The sequence below is a fragment of the Psychrobacter glaciei genome (assembly GCF_014652895.1).
Lineage (GTDB): Bacteria > Pseudomonadota > Gammaproteobacteria > Pseudomonadales > Moraxellaceae > Psychrobacter > Psychrobacter glaciei.
In genome coordinates this window covers 553,233-579,305 of sequence record NZ_BMZR01000001.1, presented here as the reverse complement: position 1 = coordinate 579,305, position 26,073 = coordinate 553,233, and the positions used below count along the sequence as shown (strand labels likewise).

Below are 26,073 nucleotides of genomic sequence, written 5' to 3'. Positions count from 1 at the left end.
CTTTTATAAATAATTGATAGTTATGATTAATGATAAACCATTATAAGCTACCTCGCCACTTGCCAGCTCTCCCACTTCAAAAATCCGCATGTCTTAAAAGCAGTTTTTCAAAACTTACAAGCTGAAATTCAGAGATGAAACCTCATAAATGTTATTGTTTGGCATTGCTATGTCTGTCATCTGTCTGTAAAGCGTAAGCCTACCTAAGGATTCGATGTTGACATGCTAGGATGGTTTCAAATTGCCAAGATGTTGCTTAAGCCAAGACATTGCTTAATTAGCTAACTATTTAGCAAGCAGTTTCTTAGCCAAAACTTTACCCGTCTTCTGCACACTAAAGCTAAAAATACGATTTGATAGGAATAACTGTTTTATGACCACTAAAAATAAAAAAGTAAAATCCACTGCAAAAGTTGATGACAAGGCCATTAAAAATATCGCTTGCGACCCAGCTCACAGCATCCAAGTCAGAGGCGCAAGGGTTCACAATCTAAAAAACGTCGATGTTGATTTGCCGCGTAATGCCCTTGTGGTATTCACGGGTATATCAGGCTCAGGTAAATCTTCACTGGCGTTTGGTACTCTTTTTGCTGAGTCACAACATCGCTATCTTGACTCAGTATCGCCTTATGCCAGACGCTTAATCGATCAAGTGGATCAGCCTGATGTCGATTCGATAGAAGGCTTGCCGCCCGCTGTTGCCCTGCAACAACAACGAGGTACGCCGTCTGTACGCTCATCGGTCGGTAGCGTAACGACGATTTCGAATGGCTTACGCATGCTGTACTCGCGAGCGGGCGAATACCCCGCTGGTCAAGGCATACTCTACGCCGACGCGTTCTCTCCAAATACGCCAGATGGCGCTTGCCCTACTTGCTCCGGTATTGGCCGCGTGTTTGAGGTGACAGAAGAATTGCTAGTTCCTGACAATACCAAAACCATTCGCGAACGCGCGATTGCCGCTTGGCCACCTGCATGGCAAGGTCAAAACCTAAGCCGCATCCTGACCACACTTGGCTACGATATTGATAAGCCGTGGAATACCCTGCCCCAAAAAACCCGTGATTGGATTCTCTTTACCGATGACACCCCAGAAGTCCCTGTCTATCCAGAGTACAACATTGAACAAGTACGTGAGGCTATTAAAAAAGGTGAAAAACCCAATTATAAAGGGACGTTTACCAGTGCTAAGAATTTCGTCTTGCATTCTTTTGCCAGTACGCAAAGCCCGCGTACCAAAAAGCGCGTTTCCCAGTTTATGCAAATCTCTGAATGTCCAGAATGCCATGGCAAAAAACTCAAAAAAGAATCGCTATCGGTGAAGTTCGCGGGTCTTGATATTGGTGAACTGTCTCAATTAACCCTAACTGAAATGGCGCTCAAACTTCAGGATGCTGCCAAGACCAAACCGACTGATAATATGCCAAACCGAGAAAAGGCCATTGTTGCTCAACGTATTGCCAGTGACATCCTGTCTCGAGTTGAGGCTCTGACCACGCTAGGCTTAGGGTATCTGTCGCTTGAACGTACTACACCTACTTTGTCTCCGGGTGAACTACAACGCCTAAGACTCGCTACCCAAATTCGCTCTAAACTGTTTGGTGTGGTCTATGTGCTTGACGAGCCGTCTGCTGGATTACATCCTGCCGATACTCAAGCGCTATTGGGCGCACTGGATGAGCTGACAGCGTCTGGTAACTCGTTATTTATTGTTGAGCACGACGTCAGCGTGATTCGGCACGCCGATTGGATTGTCGATGTGGGGCCAAAGGCTGGAACCCATGGCGGCGAAGTTATTTACAGTGGCCCTGTAGCAGGCTTGCGGGACGTTGCGCAATCACGCACAGGACAGTATCTTTTTGAGACTGACGGGGCGGTTGAGCATACCCCAAGAAAAGCGAAAGCCTCGCTACAGTTGGTCAATATCGAACGCAACAACTTGCAAAGGCTAGATGTTGCGTTTCCATTGGGAGTGATGACAACGGTGACGGGCGTATCAGGTTCGGGCAAATCAAGCCTAGTCAGTCAAGCGCTGGTCGATCTCATTTATAGTGAATTAGGGCAGAAGACAGTCATCGAAGCGCCGACTGGCGAAGCTGATTTACTAGAGCAAGAGCTAGAAACTCAGACCAGCGGTAAGATTGCTGATGGTATGGAGCACGTAAGTCGATTGGTGACCGTCGATCAAAAAGCCATCGGTCGTACGCCGCGCTCAAACCTTGCCACTTATACCGGCCTGTTCGATCATGTGCGCAAATTATTTGCAGCAACGCCAGAAGCAAAGGCACGACGTTACGATGCCGGTCGATTCTCATTTAACGTTAAGAAAGGCCGCTGTCCAAATTGCGAAGGTGTTGGATTTGTGAGTGTTGAGCTGCTGTTTCTACCAAGCGTTTACTCGCCGTGCCAAGTGTGTCATGGGCAACGCTACAATGATGAAACCCTTGAGATTACTTATAGAGGCAAAAATATCGCTGACATCCTCGATCTCACTGTCGAATCTGCTTATGAATTCTTTGTAGACGAAGCACCCATACTACGAGCATTAGATGCGTTGCTAAAGGTCGGGCTTGGTTATCTCAGGCTTGGTCAGCCAGCAACCGAGCTTTCGGGCGGCGAAGCACAACGTATTAAGCTTGCCACCGAACTGCAACGGACACAACGAGGAGACACGCTTTATATCCTTGATGAACCAACAACTGGCCTGCATCCTTCGGACGTGTCGCTATTAATGACACAATTGAACGGACTCGTTGACGCTGGTAACACTGTGGTTATGGTCGAACACGACATGCAAGTCGCTAGTAACAGTGATTGGATTATCGATATTGGGCCGGGCGCTGGTGATAAAGGCGGTCTTATTGTGGCAGAAGGCACACCAGCAGAAGTCGCAAAATCAAAAGCCAGCCGTACCGCGCCTTTTTTGCTGTTTTAGTCTGTTAAGGCACATTTTATCAAAAACCTTTTATCAACTCAGCAACTGACGGCAGCGCTCAATCACGGGCGCATCGACTATCTGACCTACTATTTTAAACACTGCATCTGCACCGCTCGCAAAGGCTTTTGCTACTTTATCGATTCGAGTCGCTGGGACAAATAGCCACGTCTTTGTATTTATATCATTGTTTACCATTTCATTATGATGAGGCTGTCTTTTATCTTTAATAGAATTTTTCATAGTTGCTTTTATTGTTGCTTTTATTGTTGTTTTTATTGTCGCGTTTAGGGTCTGTTGAACATTCAAGTGTGGAACTGGCAGTGGCTATTTTTTAGACAATACGCAGTGAAATTTTTGACGCCTAGTCATTCTAGGGTAGACAATTTCGCCATGTATTGGCAAAAAATAGCCCTGCCCTGAAAGGCTGATGCTAAAATCACCCCAAACGTTGTTGTAAACCTAGCTAAGGTCTCGACATTATCATCAGTTTACGCCTAGTTTGATGCGATTTTAGCGATCAGCAGTCCTAATATTTGAATGTTCAACAGACCCTATAGTTATCCTCACGATTGATCGCCCGTAGTTATCAGTCTATTTGGGGTGAGAATTTATGCTATGGCTTTGATTTTTTGCTATGGGCTTTGCGGTAATGACTCGGTGACTGCCCATAACGCCGCTTGAATGCACCACTAAACGAGTGATCCGACGCGTAGCCTACCAGCTCGCTAATCTTGCTAATTGAATATTGCTCTTGCCGCAAAAACCTTGCTGCCAGTCGCAAGCGATAATGACTCAGATATGCCAGCGGCGTGATGCCAACTGACTGTTTAAAGCGCTCATTGAGTCCTGAGCGCGACAGCCCTGATGCTTTCGCTAAACCCTGTAGCGTCCAAGCATCTTCTGGGTAGCGATGCATCAGATAGAGGGTATTTGATAGATAAGGATCTTTTAGGGCAGCCAGCCAATTACCGTTTTCATCTCCATTACTAGTGGCATTATTTTCACCGCTGTGGTCAGCATCATTGTCTCTTTGCCACGGATGGTTAATCCACGATGGCGTCCTGTCTAGGGTATTATCCGTAGTGTGGTTTATGCTGTCTTTAGACCCTGATGCCATTTCTAGCTGTTCGACATACTCGCGTATACATTCAATCATCAACATGCCAGCCAAGCGCTCAAGCATCGTGGTCTTGCCGGGGCGCTGCAAGCCCACTTCTAATAAGAAAAACTGCAAGCCAATATGCACCACATCATTATAGGCCGAGTGCTTTTGGGTCACTGGCGGTAAACTGGCAGGCAAAGCGGATAATAAAGGTCTGGCCATATCAGCATCAAACTGACTGCGTACCACAATGAATTGTGCCTCATTATCTTGCACATGGTTACTTTGAGCATGATTAGTTTGACCGCTATTTGTATTGTCAATCTCTAAGCCAATCTGACCTTCAGTGTGTGCAGGCATGATTGTTTTAGCCGTAAGATTAGACACCGTTGGCGCTGATTGACACGCATAGCTGCCTTGTGTGGTCAACATCATCATATTGTTGGCTGTGATCACTTGCCTGTCATTATTATCATTGCCATAGCACAGATGCACCTCGCCACTGATAACCACGATAAAGGTCAAATAATCCTGTCTACTCTGTACCAGTTGCCAAGAGCCGCGCGCTTTGACAGTGATATATTGCACTTTTTGTAAATGCATCTCATCAAACAGTCGACTTAAAATATCCATATTTTAGACCAATACTAGGGTGTGTCATCATTTAGATTGTGAGGCTTAAAATGAGAAAAATTGAAGCCAAACAAGGAAGGAATTGCCGTAAATATGAACATATTGACAAGATTTCTGACGATGTTTGGCAAAATTTAGCCATTTTAAGACCACTAAATGTATCAATGTGCTAATTGATGACACGCCCAAACTACTCGCTTTGAAAAGCGTTATCAACGTTAATTACTATAGTAGATACTAAATAAAATGGGTACACGACATTATAATGCGTGACTGATATAAATTTTTTGTAGCCTCTGTATGCGTAGGCACAGCAAGCAAGAAAAATTTTACCAGTCACGCTGGATCCCTTTTATATTACCCTGACTATATCTATTTATACGCTATGTATAAGCCCCCAACATAACGAAGTCCGACAATTAAATCTGAATATATTTGCATTTTTGGACGCAAAGTGAGATTTTTTTGTCAATCAACGCCGTTTTAAATGCTATCAGAGATCATAATAAATGATCAGAATCTTGATTGATAATACATAAACGAAATCGTTAAAGGTGGCTATCAAGGAATGTGGCTATCAAGCACCGCGTAAAATCACGATAAATAATAGACTAGGTAAGTCTGACACCATATCTGATTTACAGAGGACTGACTATACAAGGACCGTATAATGACTAAGACATTAGGCGCTAAAGAACATGCCATCATTCAAGATGCAATGGATAACTCACCATGGCGCGACCCAAAAAGTCGGTTTTGGCTGTGTAGTCCATCACTGCCTCTATTAGGCTGCTTGTTCGCGTTAGGATTACGAGATCAACAGGGCTTTGATCTCAAAAATACAGCGCTGGCTTGGGGAGGCACTATCTTGATCCACGGTATCATCCCGTTGGCGGATGTGTTGGTCGGTCGTGATGATAGCAACCCACCTGATAGCGCTATGCACGCGCTTGCCCAAGACCCCTATTATAAGTGGATTGCTCATGCTTTTATACCGCTACAATATATGGCTTTTGGTCTGCTGGCCTATCAGTATGGTCAGCGAGAGTTGCCTTGGTATAATCGTTTAGGAGTGGCATTGACGGCAGGAGTCGGCAGTGGTATTGCGATTAATACCGCGCATGAACTTGGCCATAAGTCTGACCACCTAAACCGTACTTTGGCGCGTATCAGCCTTGCGCCAGCGGCCTACGGACATTTCGCCATAGAGCATAATTTTGGTCATCACCGCTGGGTGGCGACCCCAAAAGACCCAGCCAGTAGCAAGTACAACGAAAGCTTTTGGCATTTTTTGCCACGCACAGTGTTTGGTGGTCTACGTTCCGCCATAAACATTGAAACCGAGCGGCTCGCCCGTCGACATAAAGGCTTTTGGAACAAAGACAACGAGCTGTTGCAAGGTTGGGCGATGTCGGCGACGCTTTATGCCTCTCTGTATGCTGCTTTTGGCAAAAAAATCCTACCCTTTATTGGTTTGCAGGCAGTATATGGCTTTAGTCTGTTAGAAGTGGTGAATTATCTAGAGCACTACGGTCTGCTCAGAGAGCAAGACGACAACGGGCAATTTGAGCGCACGCAACCGGAGCACAGCTGGAACAGCAATCACACCGTGACCAATTTGTTTTTGTATCAATTACAGCGCCACTCTGATCACCACGCGCATCCAAGCCGCGCCTATCAATTGCTTAGACATTTTGAGGAAGCCCCGCAACTGCCGATAGGTTATGCCACAATGATTATGCCCGCCTATATCCCGCCACTGTGGTTTGCTATTATGAATAAGCGTGTCAGAGCACATTATGATAATGATATGAGTAAAATTAATATCCATCCCAAACCATTGAGTCCATTAATGCAGCGGACGACGAATATCATTGAAAAAGGCTTACAGCGATTAAATCGCCTCACATCAAAACGTGCGAGTAGATAAATTTAAAGTAATGAGCTGAAAGCAATGAGCTAAAAGTAGTGAACTAAAAGTAATGAACGTTGAGACATAAAAAAACACGTTATTGAGTAACGTGTTTTTTATTATAAAAATATAGCGATAGTGATAAACGGATTAAGCCAACATGCCGCCATCAACGACTATCGTTGCGCCCGTGGTATAACTTGAGGCGTCAGAGACTAGGTACAATACCGTGCCAGCCATCTCGTCAGGATTAGCCACGCGTCCTAATGGAATCGCATGGAGCGCCATTTTTAAGACTTTATCATTGGTGGTCAATGCTGAGGCAAACTTAGTATCGGTCAGACCAGGCAACAACGCATTGACGCGAATGTTCAATGGGCCGCATTCTTTGGCAAAAGATTTGGTCATGCTAATCACAGCCGCTTTAGTGATTGAGTAGATGCCTTGCTTATCACCCGCGACCAAGCCATTGACTGAGGCGGTATTTAAAATCACCCCACCGCCCTGCTCGCGCATCATCTTACCTGCCGCCGTCGACATAAAGAAATAACCACGAATATTGACTTCGACAGTCTTATCAAAAGCGGCTAAGTCCGTATCTAAGATATGCCCGTAGTAAGGGTTGGCAGCAGCATTATTGACCAAGATATCGATTTGACCAAACTCGCTTTTAATGTGCTCAAAAATCGCATCAATCTGATCCATATTTCCGACATGGCACGCAAAGGCACTGGCTTTGTGACCATCAGCGACAATGCTATCGGCGACTGCTTGGCAAGCATCAATCTTGCGGCTAGAGACAATGACGTGCGCGCCTCTTGATGCCAATAGACGGGCGATAGATTCGCCAATACCGCGACTAGCACCTGTGACCAAAGCAATCTTGCCCGTTAAATCAAATAAATCTTTCATTATTATTCCTTATGTTTTGAATTAGCTATTCAGTCTTTTATCGTAGATACTTAATAAATTATAGTCGAAAAACTGCAAGCTCATTACAAGGCAGCCGAGCGTAGATAGTACGAATAGTACATCGAGCGAGGCTAACACCGTAATGATTTAGCAGTTATTTGACTATTAAGCCAGCATGCCACCATCAAGGGTAAACGCATGACCATTCATAAAGCTGCTTTCATCGCTCGCGAGCCATGCAATCGCGCCGGATACTTCATCAACTGTCCCTAAACGGCGTAGCGGGCTGGCATTAATTGTTGCTTTTTGCGCGCGCTCGCCCATCTTCGCCATGGTATTTTGCACCATAGGGGTATCAATAAAGCTTGGACAGACGGCGTTAAAGCGAATATTGACGCGCGCATATTCATGAGCAGCAGACTTCGTCAGTCCCATCACGCCATGTTTGGCAGCGCTATACGCTGACAGCAATGGTGCAGAACGCAGCCCTGCGATAGAGGCGACATTAATCACGTGACCGCCGCCATTGGCTGCCATACAAGTAACAGCAGCACGCATGCAATGCCAGACGCCTTTTAGATTAACGGCAATATTACGGTCAAAATCATCATCACTTAGCTCATGCATCGGTGCAGGCTGATGGTCGATGCCCGCATTATTTACCACGACATCAAGACCACCCAACGTTTCCATGGCAAAGGTAAATAATGCACGTACTTCGTCGCCACTCGTCACATCAACTTTTTTAAAGACGATACTATTGCCCGCATCTTGACCTTGCTTGGCAACGGCAGTGCCCATCTCTTCTGCCATATCACCGATAACGACTTTTGCGCCGCGACTGGCTAACAATAACGCACTTGCCGCGCCGATGCCAGACGCACCGCCCGTGATTAAAATTCGTTTACCAGAAACGTTACTGGCTACGTCTGATGCAATTCCATTTGTATTCAGTGTCATGATTTATCCCTCTACCTTAAGTACCAGTTTGCCGAAATTTTCACCTTTAAAAAGCATCATCAGGGTATCTGGGAAAGTCTCGATACCTTCAACGATATGATCTTTTACTTTCATATCACCTGACTGAATCCAGCCAGCAATCTCTTTCATCGCGATTGGATACTCTTTAATATTATCAAAGACCACGATGCCTTCCATACGGGCACGATTGACCAATAGGGATAGATAGTTTGACGGCCCTTTTACCGCTGTGGTGTTGTTATATTGGCTAATCGCACCGCAAATCACGATACGCGCGCGCAGATTAATTTGGGTAAGGACGTCATTTAAGATATCGCCGCCTACGTTGTCAAAGAAGACATCGACACCGTTTGGACAGGCTTGCTTTAAGCCTTTTTTGACATCCTCATTTTTATAATCTACTGCAGCATCAAAACCTAGCTCATCGACTAAGAATTTACATTTCTCAGCACCGCCTGCGATACCAACGACACGGCAGCCTTTTAGTTTTGCAATCTGTCCAACCAAACCACCAACCGCACCCGCAGCACCAGAGACGACCACCGTCTCGCCAGCTTTTGGTTGACCAGTTTTTAATAAGCCAAAGTAACCGGTCATACCTGGCATACCGAGCACGCCTAAGTAATAAGGTAAGGGTGCAAGGTTTGGGTCGACTTTGTATAACCCAGTACCATCACTGACCGCATACGACTGCACGCCATTATGACCACAGACATAATCGCCGACGGCAAACTTCTCATGCTTACTTTCAATGACTTCGCCCACGGTACCCGCGCGCATGACATCACCAATTTGTACTGGTTCGATATAAGATTTGGCGTCGTTTAACCAGCCACGCATCGCTGGATCCATCGAGATATATTCAATTTTTATCAGTAACTGACCGTCTGTGATAGTCGGTAGTTCTGACTCAGTATAATCCCAAGTCTCCGCACTCGGTGCGCCAACAGGTCTTTCTTTTAAGCGCCACTGCTTATTCATTGTTGTCATTATTTATTCCTTTAAATTTTTATAAAAAGCCATTGGTATCGTTTGCTTAAAAAGAGTTTATTCAAAATAAGCCAAATATATTAAAAAGCGTTCTTCTGGGATAAATTTTTCTCGCTTGCTGTGCGCTTTGCACTCCAGAGGCTTCTAAAAATTCATCCCAGCATCACATTAGTCGTATTGTTCAGGCATGTTCTTATGTTGAAAACATTCCAAACAATCACTTAAAACCATTCTGCTTGCATATTGGTACATACCGCATTGTCGTTATTTAACAGCTCGATATCGCGATTGATTAACGGCAATTCCCAATCGATAAAGTATTTTGCTGCTTGTAATTTGCCATGATAGAAATTCTGCTTTTCAACGTCGGTTGTATCACTTAACAACTGTTCCGCTTTGCTAGCTTGGCGAATCCAAATCCAGCTGACCACGATAGAGGCAAAAATATTCATCAATGCTTGTGCATTACCAGTCAACGTGATGGCTTTTTCCGTTTGCAGGATTTTACTTAAATGCACCAATACTTCATGCAGATGACCCATATAAGGCATCAATTTACCGGCAAGTTTATCAGTCTCGGGCGTGGTAATGCTTTCTAAGTCTTGGGTAATTTCACGTTTGAGAATTTGAATACCAAGACCCTTGTTTTGCCATAACTTACGGAATGACAAATCTAACGCTTGCACGCCATTTGTGCCTTCATGAATGGGATTGAGACGATTGTCACGCCAAAACTGCTCGGCTTGATACTCGCGCGTATAGCCTGCACCGCCCAATACTTGAATGCCTAAATCATTGGCTTTGGGACCATATTCAGATGGCCATGCTTTTAACACTGGCGTGAGCAAGTCCAATAACTCTGATAGCTCAGCTTTTAGTGTTGCATCTTCACAGGTATTGATACGGTCAATCAGGTTTGAGCCGTATAAACACAGTGATATGCCGCCCTCGCTATAGGCTTTTTGCGCAAGCAACATACGCTTCACATCGCCATGCTGGATAATCGCTGTTGCTGCATCTTCAGGCTTGTTATTCGGTGCAATTCTGCCCTGCGTTCTATCTTTGGCATAATCGAGCGAGTATTGATAACCACGATAGCCGATCATCGCGGCACCAAAGCCCACCGCGATGCGCGCTTCATTCATCATCTTAAACATGTAGCGCAAGCCGAAATGCTCTTCGCCGATAAGATAGCCATAGCACTCGCCTGCATCGCCAAAGCTTAATGCTGTAGAAGTCGCGCCTCGATAGCCCAGCTTATGAATAAGACCCGTTAAATGCACGTCATTACGCTCGCCTACTGATGAATCATCATTCAGACGATACTTCGGCACGGCAAATAAAGAAATACCTTTGACGCCACCAGGACCGCCCGGCACTTTAGCTAATACCAAATGCACAATATTGTCAGACAATTCGTGATCGCCTGCTGAGATATAAATCTTGCTGCCTTTTACGCGATAGCTGCCGTCGTCTTGTTTAACGGCGGTAGTTTTGATATCGGCAAGCGATGAGCCAGCATGTGGCTCAGTTAATGCCATCGTGCCGGTAAATTCACCCGTTAGCATACGCGGCATAAAGGCATTTTTAATCTCATCACTGGCGAAATGTGAAATGACATTAATCGCGGCTGTGGTCAAAAACGGATAAGCCGTCGTTGATGGGTTGGCCGCCATAAAATAGCCTGCCACTGCTGTCATAACCGTTTCGGGTAATTGCATGCCACCATCGTCAAAGCTATAACGACCCGCTATAAAGCCCGACTCACGAAACGCATCAAAGGCGACTTTTACGTCACTTATCATGCTGACTTTTTTGCCATCGAATTGTGGCTCGTTTTTATCTGCCACATGGTTATGGGGCAAGAATAAATTGGTCGCGATTTTATTGGCGGTGTCGAGTACCGCATCGAAGGTTTCGCGGCTGTGTTCTGAAAACTTCGGATGCTCGGTTAAATCCTCAGTGCCCAATACATCATATAGTTGGAACGGTAACTCAAAGTCATTGATAAGCGTATCTGCTGCCATAGTATTCTCGTTAACTCATTAAATTTGGTGATTCATTGATATTAATCTAATTTAACGCCTTGCCGTATTGTCATTTATGACATAATTATGGTCAAATAAGACATCCTCTCTAACCTATAGTGAGTGAGTTTCAAATTACGTATCGTGCAGCTGGTGAATATTAGCCATAAATTTGCATATACTTAAAGGAGGCTAAATTTTGCCCTACTTCAAACCGTTTAAAGTGATTATCGTTGGCTTCGATGGCGTGCTTGGCAGTGTGCTCGCTGGGGCGCTAGATTTATTTTCGTTTACTGGCGTCAGCTGGCAACGGTTTTTGGATGAGGCAGTAGAACCAAGGTTTGACGTGCAGATTGCAAGCTTAGGTGGCGCGGATATCAGATGCAGCAACCGTTTAATCATGCGCGCGCATTGCGATATTCAGGAAGTCACAGAGTGCGACTTACTATTAATTCCAACCATTGGCGATTCAATTGATAAAGTATTGAGCCAAAATAGTGAGTTAATTCCACACATCAAGCGACTGGCGAATACCAAGGCGGATATCGCTAGTAATTGTAGCGGGGCTTTCTTTTTGGCAAAAGCAGGCTTGCTCGATGGCAAAGTAGCGACCACTCATTGGGGCTATGCCAGTAAGTTTAAGGCAGATTTTCCACTGGTTGATTTGCAAGAGAATCAATTTGTCACTCAATCAAAGAATCAATCAAAGAATCAATCAAACAGCCAGCCAAAAAGTGATTCAGCACACCAATCAGGCAACATATTTTGTGCGGCAGGTGGTAGCGCCTTTTATGACTTGGGATTATTATTAATCGAGCGTTATTGCGGGCGTGAGATTTCTACCCAAGTGGCAAAAACCCAGATTATTGATAGTAAAAGAGGCAATCAAAACAGCTATACCAATGTGACATTGCATAAACCACATTCAGATCAGCTGGTTAAGCAAGTACAAGAGTTTATCGAGGAAAACTTCAAGCAATCTATGCAGGTGAGCAATTTGGCAGCCATGGTAAGTATCACGCCGCGCACCTTAAACAGACGCTTTCAATCTTGCGTGGCGATGCGTCCGATTGAGTATATTCAAGCGGTGAGAATTGAGCAGGCAAAGCGCTTACTGGAATTGGGCGATGTGACGATAAAATCGTTATCGGAGCAAGTTGGTTACGATGATATTTCCTCATTCACTAGGCTTTTTAAACGCGCTACTGAACTGACCCCGAAAGAATATCAGGATAAATTTTCACGCTTAGCGATTTAACTTTATAGTAGATTTTTTAGAAGTAATACGTTGCTGCAACAAATTTATTACAGCAACAATTTTATATAATTAATTCGATATAAAAACGATACAGCGAGACGAAAAGTTGTTTTTCGCAGCATCTGTCGGCGTAGGCACAGCACGTAAGAAAAACAACTTTTCATTGAGCGACTTGATAGTTACGTATCTGATTTATTTAGATTCGACTATAGACCTAAATTTTATTGCCACAAGCCTTCGACATGAATGGCGTCCGACTTAATAGTGGGATAATCGCTAAATACTAACTGATAGCCACCGACTGTATTGGCGCTAATCTGACACATCACGCCAAGTGGAAAGCTGTGTTTCTGACCAATATGACCAAAGCGCATGCCGCTATAAATCGGCAATCCTGTCAGCTTATGCAATTGACGAATTACGGTGGCGACATCATAACGCTTGTCATAACTGTCCTCACCGCTACCCGATAACGCGCCAAACACGATGGCTTGCTGATCTTTAAATACGCCTGCCAAATACAAATCATACAGCATGCGCTCAATACGATAGGCTTGCTCGCCGACATCTTCTAAAAATACGATACCGCCAGCAATCCGTGGTACATACTCACTGCCTGCCAGCGCCGATACGACACTCAAATTGCCACCCCAAATAGTGCCCGTTATCGTTTTTGGCTCAGAACTTGACAGAATACTCGGTAAATTTGGACTGGTTAAAGACGCATCTGGTATATTGATAGTCAGATTTGGATTGGTTAATGCTTCCACAAATTGTCGACAGCTGACTTGGTCGGGTTTGGTTTTGCCAAACTCACTATAAAGCATCGGTGCCGCAAGCGAGCTCATGCCTCCTTTTGCCAGTAGCGCACACTGAATCGCGGTCACATCGCTAAAGCCCGCCAGTATCGTGCCACGCTCCTTCATAATACGACCAAGCGTCGACCAATCCACCATCGGCAATAAACGCACGGCACCATAGCCACCACGTACACCAAGTAGCAGTTTAGGTGCTGCGATCGCACCCGTAGCGATGTTTTGCAAATCACTCGCGCGCTGCGAATCCGTACCTGCAAAGCGCAAATACTGCCGTTTGGTAATCGTAGGATTGTCGACTTTAAAGCCCGCACAAGCCATGCGATCTAACGCCAATTCATTACGCTCGTCACTACCACCGACGTTGGAACTGGCAAAAAGCCGCGTCTCAATATTCGGCGTGATACAACTCGTTTGCGCCTGCAACGTTTCGGGCGCTGCTTGTTGTGCTTGTCCTGATGGCAGGCTCTCATCCATCAACGCCGTTGGCAGATCATCTTTGGTCAGTTGCGTACTGCTATTTTGCTCAGTCGTATTAGCCGCCAGCGCTTGAGTGATGCTTTGGGTCGCTAACAGCCCTGCCCCTGCGCTGATTCCGACTTGACGTAAAAACTGGCGACGATTCAGCTCAGAAAATTTCTTGGTCATTACTCTACCTTTTATGCCATGCAGTTAAGGTCTGTTGAACAGACGTCTTTAGCACACGTTAAATATTTGTTTTTATAACATCTCATAAAACTGGATTATAACGCAGGTTTGGACAATATCGCGTTTTAGGATGGTTTAGCTAAGCTCAATCTATCCTTTCTATAGTCAACAAAACGCTACAGAATCACTCACAGCCTTATTTGGATGAAGTGACGACTCTTGTTATAGTAAAGGGCGTTCAATAGTCTTTAACAAAAAATAAGGAATATAAGTATGGCTGACAAAGAGAAAGATGATAAAAGTCTGATAGACAGCATCAAGCTCATCTTGGGTAAAGAAGATAAAATAAATGACCAGCTCGAAAACGGTCGCGGCCTTGAGCGTTATACCAAGGATTTGCTACTGCTGATGAGTTTAGTTAAAGATTATTATCAAGGCAACTATCGCAACATTCCCTACAAAACTATTTCTGCGGGAGTGGTCGGTCTGCTCTATGTGCTAAATCCTATTGATATTATTCCGGATTTTATTCCCTTTATCGGTCAAATCGATGATGCGTTGGTACTGAAATTTTGTCTCAAGCTCATGGAAAAAGACTTGCGCAAGTACAAAACTTGGAAAGATCAACAAACAGCCTCTAAAGATGAAGAGTCTAACAAAGATGCTGCCTCAAAGCCGACCGATAAAAAGCTAGAAGATAAGACTAAGGGCACCGAAAAAAAAGCCACAAATAAAGAATCTAAAAAGTAGTGATAGCTTTCTGATAATCGATATTAACTACATATCCAGAGTGCTTCTTTAAATTAACATTAATAATAAAGAAACGGTCAATGAGCTATTCATTGACCGTTTCTTCGTATTAGGGCGCGTTCTCAATTCAAGCGATTGTATCTAAATGGGCTAAAAATGGTTAAATTTTGCCAAACATCGTCAAATAGCTGATCAATATCCCGATATTATTTGCGCTATTTTCCTCGTTTGACTGCAATTTATCTCATTTTTTATCACCATTTTTAAAATGAGGACACGCCCTAGATTAACGACATCTTTATCTATTTTACCTTTTCAAAATTTTATCAATCCGGCACATCATAACGAGCTTTTTCGGGATTAAGACCGAATGAATATACAAAAGTCGCAACGAGGCTGTTTATAATGATGAACGGGAAATCGATAGCGGTATGTCCAAGCACGTAGCGACCGATGAGCCATGAGACAATCAGCATAACAATAAAGAACCCGCCCAAATACGCCAAGATAGCTGGATGCTTAAGATTGTAAGGCTGCTCAGGTTCAGGTTTTTTGTTTAATACATAGGTTCTTATCGCCCAACCAGCCGCATAAGAAAAACCACCCAACACCACATAACTAAAAAAATTCATATTACCTGACTCTAATGACTTGACTACTTATGAGAAAAGACTGCTTGTAAGAAAAGACTACTTATGACAAAAGGTTGTCTATAATCGATGACCTGTGCTTAGCTGCCTGTACCGACATTATCAATAATAATATTGGCATGCGGATTGGCTAAAATATCAGTATTAACGTCATCACACTCTACGCGATAGATAGTATTGGCACCGCGATAAATATACGACAAATACTCACTGTCCAGTAGCGGATCGATATTGGCATAGACAGGCTTCACATGAGCCAGTACCAGCACTCTATCGGGACGGCCAATGACAGCATCAACATTATCAGGATCTATAGAGAAAAACGTGGGTATCTCGCTACTTTCGAGCACTTCTAACGGCTCGGCGTCATCCCAGACGCGCCCGCTACTTGCCGGCTCTTTCATTTGCATCATCCATGTGCCACCCTGCTGACTGACTTTTATTTGCGCAGGCTCATCATGACTGACCGTATAGCAGCCTTCAAAGACAGACAGATCTGCTGCCGCTTCAACTACGTCGGTATCGGCTTGGGTGCTAGTATCATTGCAAGCGCTCAACAGTAACGCGCTACTCGCAGTGACACTGACCATCAACAGCGTTAATCTTTTATAAAAAACGTTTGAGCGTAAGGACATAATAGGGTTATCCTGCATTCGTGCATTAAAACTTTTAGGAAGATAGGAAGAAAGCTGTCGTTAATCAGTACCGTTCGTAAATTATGAGGAAAAAGCAGCCATTGAAACTGCCCTTTAAGTAACTATCCACGCTACTTTAGGATGTTAGTAGGCTGATACTCATGCCGTCAGAGGCTCGTTTCCTTACAGCAATTCTGCCTATTTTAACAGAAAACGAAAGGCTTACTATTATGATATGTGGTTTTGCGATTTTGTGCATTACGATTGCCCATATCAACGATAGATTTGTTATACTCAAACGCATTTGAATGATGCGCCACCACTGTTTTGATGGCGCTCGAAAAACCGCTTAATTCTATCCTACGTTAATCACTTATTAGGTCATACATTTTTTATGTCAGACAATCGCTCTTCTACGCCACATAGCCATAAAGACCACGCGATTGATCCGTTGGCCGCCAAAACAAATACCACGGTGGCCTACACTGACGGCGCCTGCAAGGGCAACCCGGGTGCTGGTGGTTGGGGCGCACACTTGATATTTAGTGATGGGCACACGCAGGATTTATATGGCGGCACGAAAGAAACCACCAATAATCGCATGGAGTTAATGGGTGCGATACAAGCATTGACCCATAGTCCACATGAGCACAATCTCGAGATTTGGACAGACTCTAGCTATGTCAAAAAAGGCATTACTGAATGGATTGAAGGCTGGAAAAAACGAGGCTGGAAAACAGCCAGTAAAAAACCCGTTGCTAACCAAGACCTTTGGCAACAATTAGACGCGTTATGCCAACAGCGCGACGTTGACTGGCATTGGGTGAAGGGTCACGCTGGACATGCAGGCAATGAAAAAGCGGACGAGCTGGCAAACTTAGGCGTGACGTCCAGCAGTGAAGGTTTATCGACAAGAGATGCGCAAGAAATGGCTAAAAAAAAAGAGCAAATAATGCCTAATAAATCGCAAAGCATCTCTAATCAAAGCGCCTCTAGTAATGATGACTGGCTAAAATATGATCCGTTAGGTCTTGATATTGATGACGAGCTTGACGAAGAAGTGCTTGATGAAGAAGTGCTTGACGAAGAAGTTCTCAATGACGAACCATTCGACAACCCTCTATTAGACGAACAAAGCCATGACAATGCTAGCAAACCAATGAGTACCACAGACATGCCAGAAGCCCAGACGATGACGACTGACACCATAATGAATAATGACAATCCAGATACGCCGACTGATGAGCCAAAATTTGACGGTGACACCAGCCGTGCCAATCCATACTTTAAGCCATTGCTACCCAAGCCAATAAACCGTCACCAATCTGATCGTCAGCTGATTATGGATACCGAGACCACGGGGCTGGATCCGCAAAAAGGCGATCGTGTCATTGAAGTCGGTATTGTCGAGATGATCGGGCGCAAATTCACTGGCGAAAAGCTACACGTTTATATCAATCCTCAGCGCGGTATGGATGAAGAAGTGATTCGCATTCATGGTATCTCTGAAGCGTTTTTAACCGACAAACCCACCTTTGATCAAGTCGCTCAGTCGCTTTACGACTTTATGGATGGTGCCGAAATCATCGCTCATAATGCCACCTTTGATATGAACTTCTTAAATATGGAGTTTGGTAAAGTTGGGATGAATGACTTTGCACAACGGGTAAAAGTCACTGACTCGCTAGTCATGGCCAAACAACAATATCCGGGGCAAAAAAACACCCTAGATGCCCTCGTGCGCCGCTTAGATGTTGGTAAACAAGACCGTTCATTCCATGGGGCATTATTGGACTCCGAGATTTTAGCCGAAGTCTATCTGGCGATGACTGGTGGACAGGTCACCCTCGCTATCGAAGAAGACTCTCTAGCAGACGGTGGACAGACAGCCCATGCTCACTTTGCCAACTTGGCCTCTTTATTACTAGCATCACCCACTGATGAGACAGCCAATCAGAGTTGGTATAGCGAGTTAGCCGAAGAATATTCTGAATTAAAAGCCAACATATAGCATGTGATTAAAATAACCTTTTATACTGACATTTGGATACTGTATAGTTTTGATTATCATCATGAGCGTTATCGGTTACTCATAAACGCCTGTTAAATCATCGTCTAAATGATCGCTATTTTCATCAGTACGTTATGGAAAAATAACTATGAACCAGTCTGCACAAATGAAATTAACTGCCCCAACGCTTAGTGTTACTGACTTTAATCTGCCATCGCTACATCTGTTGCATGATGAAATTATCGTCACCCTTAAAGACACTGAGATTCATCTGAGCGAATTTAACGATGACAATAGTCAATCTCCTTTATTATTAGACTCTATCACTGTGCTAAAGCAGCTGTCTTGTATTTTTGAGTTGATTTCTTTGGTTGGTGCAGAAGTGTTAAATACCGCCATCGTCAATGGTCTACAGCGCCTTTATAACAGTGGTGATAATAACGATACTGCGTTGATTATGGATCTGTCAGAAGCCATCATGACTCTGGATCGTTATGTGGAATTTGTGCTATTGACTGAGTCAGTAGAGCCAACTTTGCTATTACCTATCATCAATAAGCTTAATGCTCATGGACAGCTCGCGCCTATCGAAGCAGACTATTTTGCGACATTTGGTAGTAGTAGTGTCATTATTGCCAACCCTGAAAAGAACTTTCAGCCGCTACAAGAGCTTAATCTCGACAGTGAGCTGCTGACCTATGCCTATCGTAGTGGTCTTGGGATTGCACTGCTCAATCAAGATGGCGTAGTGAGCCAAGATGCTCAACAAAATCTAGATGCCATGAGTGCTGCGTGTGCGTTGATAGCCGCTCATAGCAACAGTCTATTCTGGCAAGCCGCTACTGCTGCGGTCACTGATCTCGCGACTATTTTGCCACTTAACCTCAGCCAAAAGCATACGCTCATTTATCTAGAGCAGCAGTTCCAAAGCTATCTACCCATCATGGACACGCGTTTTGCTGATTTGGTCAGTTTTGCCTGTCAGCGCGATAACGAAGCAGCAAAACTGCTGCGTGAACAATATGCGGCCAATCAATTAGAAGGCCCACAGCGCGAGCAAATGAAGCGCTTTTTATTCGGTCCTAATCGTGCGCTGACAGATACGTTGAATGCTATCATTCAGACGCAAATCAATACGATTAAAGAAGATGTCGATAGCTACGCGCGTGGTGATTCACTCAATCCTGCTGATATGCAGACAGCACAAATTATCGAGCAGTTGACGGTACTGGGCTCAGCATTACGCTTGTTGGGACTGTCAAATGCGGCGACCAGCCTGAGTGCAGCAGCAGACGCAGTAAGCAAGTGGCGCATACCCTCACCTGAAGATTTTGATTATCTACTCTTGGCATTGATGCATGCTGAAAACGCTACTATCGCCATGGCCGAGATGCATACCCCAGGGGCGATCTACTTGCCACTCAATAACCCCCATATCTCGTTACATCAGCTCAATACAGCTTATGATACTTTAATACAAGAAAGCCGTACTGCCATTGCTAGTGCCGAGCAAGCGATTAACGATTACTTATCTGAGCCTGAGCGCGATATGCTCAACATTCAAAACATACCTGAGATGCTACGTCAAGTAGCCGGCGCGGTACGCTTTTTACAACTGCTAACACCGGCCAGTATGCTGAGTCAATTGGCCAACTATATACAACAACGTATCGAAAGTGGCAATCGCATCGACGACAGCACCTTAGCTTATATCGCTGACGTGATTATGGCTGTTGATCATCATTTAGATGGTTTTGAGCACAACCGTCCAGTGAGTAAACAAGCGCTTAATGTTGGTCAACGAAGCTTAAGCCAATTACTAGCCGCTTAATGATTTTAGCGGCATCTGTGCTGACGAGTGATTTAAAACTTTTACTTTAAACAAGTTCGTACCTTATTTGCTACGTACTTGATTTAGACCGTTTGGAAACCTGCTTATGACTCGCGCTTTTGTATTTAGTGATGATACTGTACTCTGCCACCAAACGATCAACGGCTGGTGGCCATTGTACATCCAACTACCACCGTTCAATAACAGTGGCAAAGAGCCACAACCTACCTATCAGATAGGCAACGTAGCGCTACTCGAAAGCCTAGCACCAAGTCACTGGCAGTCTGAGGCTAATAATAGTATCAATGATGGTACAGAGAGTTTGGTTGCGACTGAGTCTGGTTCTGGAACTACCGAGGACGCTGCCACTTTCACTGCGCAAGCAGCCAATGCCATTACCTATGATTATGCAGTAGCGCATGATATCGCATTGCCTATGATTGCAGAGGGCAGCGGGAACGCTTTTGTGCCGTATCGACAGCTTATCACGCAGTTACCTGCCGCCTTATCAGCTCAGATTAGCCAAGCCATACAGCTGTTACGCTGGCAGACAGATACGCAGTTTTGTAGTCGCTGCGCATCCCCAGTCGTTCATGCCACAGCAGATGAGCGCGCCATGGTCTGTCCAGTATGCCGATTACGCCAATATCCCCGTGTCCAGCCTTGTGTTATTACGGCTATCACTCGACCCAATCCGCAGACGGGAGAGATGCAAATTTTGCTCGCCCATCATCACCGCTATGGAGAACAAAAGCGCCCCCTAATGTACGGCTTGATTGCAGGTTTTGTAGAAGTGGGTGAAAGTTTAGAGCATGCGGTTGTGCGAGAAGTAGCAGAAGAGGTCAACATCAGCCTATCAGATATTCGCTATGTCAGCAGTCAGCCATGGCCATTTCCTTCTAATTTAATGCTTGGTTTTCGCGCTTCTTATGCGGCTGGCGATATTGTAATACAAGAAGAGGAGCTGTCACACGCCGATTTTTTTGATCTCTCTAATTTGCCCAAAATACCGTTTAAGGGCAGCATTGCCTACGAGCTGATCGCCCAGATTGCTCATGAACAAGGCATCGCACTATAGTAGATTGAATATCTACTATAATACAAGCGCCTCACTTTAATGTCTCTATCCATGTTAATAACTCCAGTCTTGATGACCGATGTTAAGGTTTTTAATTAAATGCAAAGCAGTAGTAATATTCGTCTAATCAATCTGCCCATACTGTTCGATACCTTGAATATCGAAACATTACCTGCTGATATGCAAGCAAAAATTGCCCTTATTGACGCCTGTCTGCCGCAGACGCAGTGCGGTCTGTGTGAACATCCAGACGGTTGCCTGCCTTATGCTACCGCTATCGTAGTAGATAACGAGCCGTACAATAAATGTGTGCCGGGTGGTCAACCGGTTACTGATGCTATTGCGCAAATCGTGACTCTTGACAGCGATGAAACAACCCTCAAAGCCGCGCCATCTCAGTGGCCGATAGACGCCACATCGACGCGGCCGACCGAGGTACGCGCCGTCATCCGTGAAGATGACTGTATCGGTTGTACTAAATGTATACCCGCCTGCCCCGTCGATGCTATCGTTGGTACTGGCAAGCACATGCACACTATCTTTACGGACTTGTGCACGGGCTGTGAGCTTTGTATCGCACCTTGCCCAGTTGATTGCATTGATTTGGTCACGATTGAGCGTGAGCTGTCTATCTCTGAGCGCGAGGCAGAACAAGAAGACTTAAGGCAGCGCTATCATACTCATCTTAGACGCGTCACCGAGCAGCTTGCTGATAGTAGCAATAGTAGACCTGTGGTCAGCATGGTCGAGGCAAAGCTGAATAATGCCGCCAGTCAATCGTTAAATATAAGTGAAGCACAAGCAAAAAACACCATTGCAGCAGCCAAGCTACGCAGTAAAATCAAAAAGCTAGAAAAACAATTAAGTGCTCGTCCAAATGAGAGCAAACAAACGGATCTTGACGCATTGCAAGCCGAACTTGCGCAGCTATGACTATTTCATAAATACGTGCATTATATAGTGGATTCACGTTAGAAATGTTCAACAGACCCTAGACTAATTAATGGTAAAATACCATGAGTAAAACCGTCAAACACAAAACTGCCGATACCCCACCATCGCGGCGCATGCCCAATCGTGACGTCCGTCCATTCTTTGAAAAGTTGGCAGCGATGATTGATGAGCCAGTGACGGAATTACATTATAAAAGTAATTTTGAGCTACTGATTGCAGTCATCTTATCTGCACAAGCGACGGATGTGAGTGTCAATATTGCCACCCAGAAATTATATCCAGTGGCGAATACCCCTGAGGCAATCTTGGCATTGGGTGAAGAGGGTTTAAAGTCCTATATAAAAAATATTGGCTTATATAATGCAAAAGCTAAAAACGTCATCAAAACCTGCCAAGATTTGATTGAGAAGTTTGATAGTACCGTTCCTGATAATCGTAAAGACTTAGAATCGCTCGCTGGCGTTGGACGCAAAACTGCCAATGTGGTCTTAAATACCGCTTTTGGGCAGCCAACTATGGCAGTCGATACGCATATCTTTCGCGTGGGCAATCGGACCGGCCTTGCCACGGGCAAAAACGTATTAATCGTTGAAAACAAGCTGGTCGAACGTATCCCAGACGACTTTATCGTAGATGCGCATCATTATCTGATTTTGCATGGCCGCTATACTTGTCAGGCTCGCACACCCAAATGCGGTGCTTGCCCTGTCTATGACGAATGTATGTTTAAGGACAAAGCCAAGTTTTTGGAACTGTAGTTTTAAGGACTGTAGCTTTTAGAATTATAGTTTTCAGGATTACAACCACTCTTTATTTAGAATTGAGGAAGCCCAATGCATACGCTGACCGCCCTACTATTTGACGATTTTGAGACCTTGGATCTATTTGGACCTATCGAGATGTTTGGCTGCTTGCCTGAGCATTATCGTCTGCAATTTGCCTCGCTAAGTGGTGGTATCATTCACAGTAAACATGGCGTTGCGATGCAAACGATTGCTGTCACAGAATTGGCGTATCAGACTGATATTGTATTGATGGTTGGCGGAATGGGTACTCGCCAGCAGATCAATCATAGACCGTTTTTGCAGGTGCTTACCACACTGGTTGAACACGCTGATTGGGCGCTTAGCGTTTGTACGGGTAGCGCATTATTGGCTAAAGCTGGTGTTTTGGATGGCAAGCGTGCAACGTCTAATAAGCTCTCATGGCAATGGGTAATAACGCAGTCTGATAAAGTTGATTGGGTAGAGCAAGCGCGCTGGGTCGTAGACGGCAAGTTTTATACTTCTTCAGGGGTTAGTGCTGGTATGGATATGGCGCTTGGCTTTATCGCTGACAGACATGACATAGAGACGGCTCATCAGATCGCTAACTATACTGAATATCGCTGGCAAGAAAATAGCGATATTGATGACTTTTACCATGGTTAATCCAATCCATGCCCAGTTACTTCATAATACTATCCATCGCTAGAGTTTTAACTCGATTCACGGTAAAATGTCATAATTTTTTGATTCAATTTTGCCTTATTTTTCCGTTAACATTTAATCCTGACTGAGTTTATAGATTACAGTCCTTGCCATTAAGCGATCCAACTATGCGCGAATACAACTTATTTACCTCAGAATCTGTGAGCGAAGGCCATCCTGATAAAATGGCTGACCAAATCTCAGACGCTATTCTTGATGCCATCTTACGTGAAGATCTCCATGCCCGCGTTGCCTGCGAAACCTTGGTTAAAACCGGTGCCGTGATATTGGCTGGTGAAGTGACCACAACGGCAAATATCGACGTCGAACGTATCGTGCGTGATACTGTCAACGGTATCGGTTATCACCATTCTGACTTGGGTTTTGATGGCGAGACGTGTGCGGTTATTAACATGCTGGGTAAGCAATCTCCAGAAATTGCCCAAGGTGTCGATCGTAGCGATCCTGAAGAGCAAGGTGCAGGCGATCAAGGCTTGATGTTTGGCTACGCCAGCAACGAGACTGAAGTATTGATGCCGGCCGCTATTGAATATGCTCATCGCTTGATGGAGCGTCAGTCTGAGCTACGCCGCGCTGGTGATCTGCCATGGTTGCGTCCCGATGCCAAGGCGCAAGTTACCTTAAAATATGATGGCACTCGTCCCGTTGCTATCGATGCTGTCGTTCTATCGACCCAGCATGATCCCAGTATCTCGCAAGCAGATTTGCAAGAAGCGATTATGGAATCTATCATTAAGCAAGTATTGCCAGCAGACCTACTGCATGCTGGCACACGCTACCACATCAATCCCACGGGCAAATTTGTCATTGGTGGGCCGGTTGGTGATGCTGGATTGACAGGTCGTAAAATCATCGTTGATACTTATGGTGGCATGGCACGTCATGGCGGCGGTGCCTTTAGTGGCAAAGACCCTTCAAAAGTAGATCGCAGCGCTGCTTATGCTGTGCGTTATGTTGCCAAAAACATCGTCGCTGCTGGGCTGGCTGATCGCTGTGAAGTGCAAGTGAGCTATGCCATTGGGGTCGCTGAACCGACATCTATCTCGGTCAACACCTTTGGTACCAGCAACATCAGCCATGACGAGATCATTCGCCTGATTCGTACCCATTTTGATCTGCGCCCTTATGGCATTACCCGTATGCTGAACTTATTGCAACCTATGTATCAGCAGACTGCGACGTTTGGGCATTTCGGTCGTCCCGGCTCTGAAACTGCCTTTACGTGGGAAAAAACGGACAAAGCTGAAATCTTAAAAGCAGACGCAGGCTTGTAAAAATACCACGTTATGTCCCTTAGTCTCTTATAAACAGACCGTCTTTATAAATCTAAAATTACCGATACTTATTAGGAGTCGCTTATGTCTCAAGACAATATTCAAGATAACAACATTCAAGACAGCAATGTTGATGCTAGCGTTGAAATCACCCCTGAAATGCAGGCGTTTTATCAACGTGCAGATGCCATCATCGGTATCGCCAACAGTCAGTTGGGTTCTGATGCTCATTCAGGTCAAGTAGGCGCGTCTTTGTTGTATGCTGCCGCACGTTATAGCGCGTCAGTTGCGTCTATTGGCTTTGTAAAAGGTGACGACTTTGCCAAAGAAAAAGACGATATTGTCGAGTTCTATGTCAAACAATATCGCCAAATGCTAAGCGACAACTTAACCGATTATGCACAAAACTTTGATAAATACGTTCAGCTAAATCAAGATGATAAAGTCGCTAAATAAGTCTTTTTAAACACTTAAAGCATAGCAATTATGCTTTAAGGCAGGCTTAAAGATCATTAAACATTAAACCCAAGCCTAATTGTAGGCTTGGGTTTTTTATTAAGCCTGGATAGTTAAGCATGCAGTCCATCCAATTTAAAAGAAATACAAGGCGACCGAGTGTAGATGTAATACTTCAAGCGAGGCTAATGCTGTCACTCTTTTATATAGTAAAAATACCCCAAAAACACTACGATACTGCTGATATTACTTTTCACTGACTACATATTGAGCACAGCATAAAAAAGGACATGATATCGCTATCATGTCCTTTTTATTTAATATAAATACTACGTTCAGTCTACTACTCAGCAGCGATAGCGATCATCTCAACTAATAGCTCAGGACGTGCTAGTGCTGACTCGCCACAAGCACGGGCTGGAGGCTGAATGCCTTCAAACCATTTATCATAGACTTCATTCATTGCTGCAAAATCCGCCATGTCTTTGATCCAAACCGTCACTGATAGTAGTTTTGATTTATCACTACCGACTTCTTCTAGCAGCGTTTGGATTTTTTCTAAACACGTCAAAGTTTGTGCTTTGATATCGTCTTCTGCGTTGCCCACTTGACCACATAAATATACGGTCTGGTTGTGGACGACAATTCTGCTCATGCGTTGAGTGCTGTGTAGTTTTTTGATCATTTTATATACCTTCAAATTATTGATTTAAGTCTGTGCTAAATCT

Annotated in this window: 22 protein-coding genes; 12 read left to right on the top strand and 10 right to left on the bottom strand. The window is 44.6% G+C overall.

Features of this window, described 5'->3' with window-relative positions:
* The first annotated feature begins 373 nt into the window (after positions 1–373).
* Positions 374–2,935 (top strand): excinuclease ABC subunit UvrA, encoded by a 2,562-nt coding sequence (gene uvrA / locus IE130_RS02460; RefSeq protein ID WP_189581197.1) that lies wholly within the window; start codon positions 374–376, stop codon positions 2,933–2,935.
* 33 nt (positions 2,936–2,968) lie between these two features.
* Here the strand turns inward: uvrA and IE130_RS14135 are convergent, their stop codons facing one another.
* Positions 2,969–3,178 (bottom strand): hypothetical protein, encoded by a 210-nt coding sequence (locus IE130_RS14135; RefSeq protein ID WP_201574440.1) that lies wholly within the window; start codon positions 3,176–3,178, stop codon positions 2,969–2,971.
* Between the two features lie 373 nt (positions 3,179–3,551).
* Entirely contained in the window at positions 3,552–4,673 is a 1,122-nt protein-coding gene (locus IE130_RS02450) for an AraC family transcriptional regulator (protein WP_189581194.1), read from the bottom strand.
* A 670-nt stretch (positions 4,674–5,343) separates the two neighbouring features.
* On the opposite strand from IE130_RS02450, the gene IE130_RS02445 reads away from it, so the two are divergent.
* The gene (locus tag IE130_RS02445) at positions 5,344–6,603 is read left to right on the top strand and encodes an alkane 1-monooxygenase (protein ID WP_189581191.1); all 1,260 of its coding nucleotides are present in this window, start codon (positions 5,344–5,346) and stop codon (positions 6,601–6,603) included.
* Between the two features lie 132 nt (positions 6,604–6,735).
* On the opposite strand, the gene IE130_RS02440 is transcribed toward IE130_RS02445, so the two are convergent.
* From IE130_RS02440 to IE130_RS02425, 4 genes are all read right to left on the bottom strand, one after another.
* Positions 6,736–7,497 carry an SDR family oxidoreductase gene (locus IE130_RS02440; protein ID WP_133105365.1) on the bottom strand — a complete coding sequence of 254 codons (762 nt, stop codon included), beginning with the start codon at positions 7,495–7,497 and terminating at the stop codon, positions 6,736–6,738.
* Between the two features lie 165 nt (positions 7,498–7,662).
* Entirely contained in the window at positions 7,663–8,457 is a 795-nt protein-coding gene (locus tag IE130_RS02435; protein WP_189581188.1) for an SDR family NAD(P)-dependent oxidoreductase, read from the bottom strand.
* A gap of 3 nt (positions 8,458–8,460) precedes the next feature.
* A complete protein-coding gene (locus IE130_RS02430; protein ID WP_189581185.1) occupies positions 8,461–9,468 on the bottom strand; it encodes an NADP-dependent oxidoreductase in 1,008 nt (335 codons plus the stop codon).
* Between the two features lie 221 nt (positions 9,469–9,689).
* Positions 9,690–11,495, bottom strand: coding sequence for an acyl-CoA dehydrogenase (locus tag IE130_RS02425; RefSeq protein WP_189581182.1), 1,806 nt, complete (start codon positions 11,493–11,495; stop codon positions 9,690–9,692).
* 199 nt (positions 11,496–11,694) lie between these two features.
* On the opposite strand from IE130_RS02425, the gene IE130_RS02420 reads away from it, so the two are divergent.
* A complete protein-coding gene (locus tag IE130_RS02420; RefSeq protein WP_189581179.1) occupies positions 11,695–12,753 on the top strand; it encodes a GlxA family transcriptional regulator in 1,059 nt (352 codons plus the stop codon).
* Positions 12,754–12,974: 221 nt separating this feature from the next.
* Here the strand turns inward: IE130_RS02420 and IE130_RS02415 are convergent, their stop codons facing one another.
* Positions 12,975–14,216 (bottom strand): LD-carboxypeptidase, encoded by a 1,242-nt coding sequence (locus IE130_RS02415; protein WP_189581176.1) that lies wholly within the window; start codon positions 14,214–14,216, stop codon positions 12,975–12,977.
* Between the two features lie 273 nt (positions 14,217–14,489).
* On the opposite strand from IE130_RS02415, the gene IE130_RS02410 reads away from it, so the two are divergent.
* Positions 14,490–14,966 (top strand): YkvA family protein, encoded by a 477-nt coding sequence (locus tag IE130_RS02410; protein ID WP_189581173.1) that lies wholly within the window; start codon positions 14,490–14,492, stop codon positions 14,964–14,966.
* 326 nt (positions 14,967–15,292) lie between these two features.
* Here IE130_RS02410 and IE130_RS02405 read toward each other — a convergent pair whose 3' ends face one another.
* Positions 15,293–15,598: a hypothetical protein gene (locus IE130_RS02405; protein ID WP_010196130.1), complete on the bottom strand. Its 306-nt coding sequence runs from the start codon at positions 15,596–15,598 to the stop codon at positions 15,293–15,295.
* A 98-nt stretch (positions 15,599–15,696) separates the two neighbouring features.
* On the bottom strand, positions 15,697–16,251 hold the full coding sequence (locus IE130_RS02400) for a hypothetical protein (protein WP_227676106.1): 555 nt from the start codon (positions 16,249–16,251) through the stop codon (positions 15,697–15,699).
* Between the two features lie 394 nt (positions 16,252–16,645).
* Here IE130_RS02400 and dnaQ point away from each other — a divergent pair, with 394 nt between their 5' ends.
* The 8 genes from dnaQ (at position 16,646) to IE130_RS02360 (ending at position 25,345) form a co-directional block, all read left to right on the top strand.
* Positions 16,646–18,262: a DNA polymerase III subunit epsilon gene (gene dnaQ / locus IE130_RS02395; protein ID WP_189581170.1), complete on the top strand. Its 1,617-nt coding sequence runs from the start codon at positions 16,646–16,648 to the stop codon at positions 18,260–18,262.
* A 148-nt stretch (positions 18,263–18,410) separates the two neighbouring features.
* Complete coding sequence (locus IE130_RS02390) at positions 18,411–20,093, top strand: hypothetical protein (RefSeq protein ID WP_189581167.1); 1,683 nt, start codon at positions 18,411–18,413, stop codon at positions 20,091–20,093.
* 106 nt (positions 20,094–20,199) lie between these two features.
* Positions 20,200–21,171, top strand: coding sequence for an NAD(+) diphosphatase (gene nudC / locus IE130_RS02385; RefSeq protein WP_189581164.1), 972 nt, complete (start codon positions 20,200–20,202; stop codon positions 21,169–21,171).
* A gap of 99 nt (positions 21,172–21,270) precedes the next feature.
* Positions 21,271–22,104 carry an RnfABCDGE type electron transport complex subunit B gene (locus tag IE130_RS02380; RefSeq protein ID WP_189581161.1) on the top strand — a complete coding sequence of 278 codons (834 nt, stop codon included), beginning with the start codon at positions 21,271–21,273 and terminating at the stop codon, positions 22,102–22,104.
* Between the two features lie 134 nt (positions 22,105–22,238).
* Positions 22,239–22,883 carry an endonuclease III gene (gene nth / locus IE130_RS02375; protein ID WP_502945371.1) on the top strand — a complete coding sequence of 215 codons (645 nt, stop codon included), beginning with the start codon at positions 22,239–22,241 and terminating at the stop codon, positions 22,881–22,883.
* Positions 22,884–22,958: 75 nt separating this feature from the next.
* Positions 22,959–23,555: a DJ-1/PfpI family protein gene (locus IE130_RS02370; RefSeq protein WP_189581155.1), complete on the top strand. Its 597-nt coding sequence runs from the start codon at positions 22,959–22,961 to the stop codon at positions 23,553–23,555.
* A gap of 167 nt (positions 23,556–23,722) precedes the next feature.
* A complete protein-coding gene (gene metK, locus IE130_RS02365) occupies positions 23,723–24,889 on the top strand; it encodes a methionine adenosyltransferase (protein ID WP_010196152.1) in 1,167 nt (388 codons plus the stop codon).
* A gap of 84 nt (positions 24,890–24,973) precedes the next feature.
* Positions 24,974–25,345: a DUF3144 domain-containing protein gene (locus tag IE130_RS02360; protein WP_189581152.1), complete on the top strand. Its 372-nt coding sequence runs from the start codon at positions 24,974–24,976 to the stop codon at positions 25,343–25,345.
* A gap of 343 nt (positions 25,346–25,688) precedes the next feature.
* On the opposite strand, the gene IE130_RS02355 is transcribed toward IE130_RS02360, so the two are convergent.
* Positions 25,689–26,027: a RidA family protein gene (locus IE130_RS02355; protein WP_040642715.1), complete on the bottom strand. Its 339-nt coding sequence runs from the start codon at positions 26,025–26,027 to the stop codon at positions 25,689–25,691.
* Between the last annotated feature and the right edge of the window lie 46 nt (positions 26,028–26,073).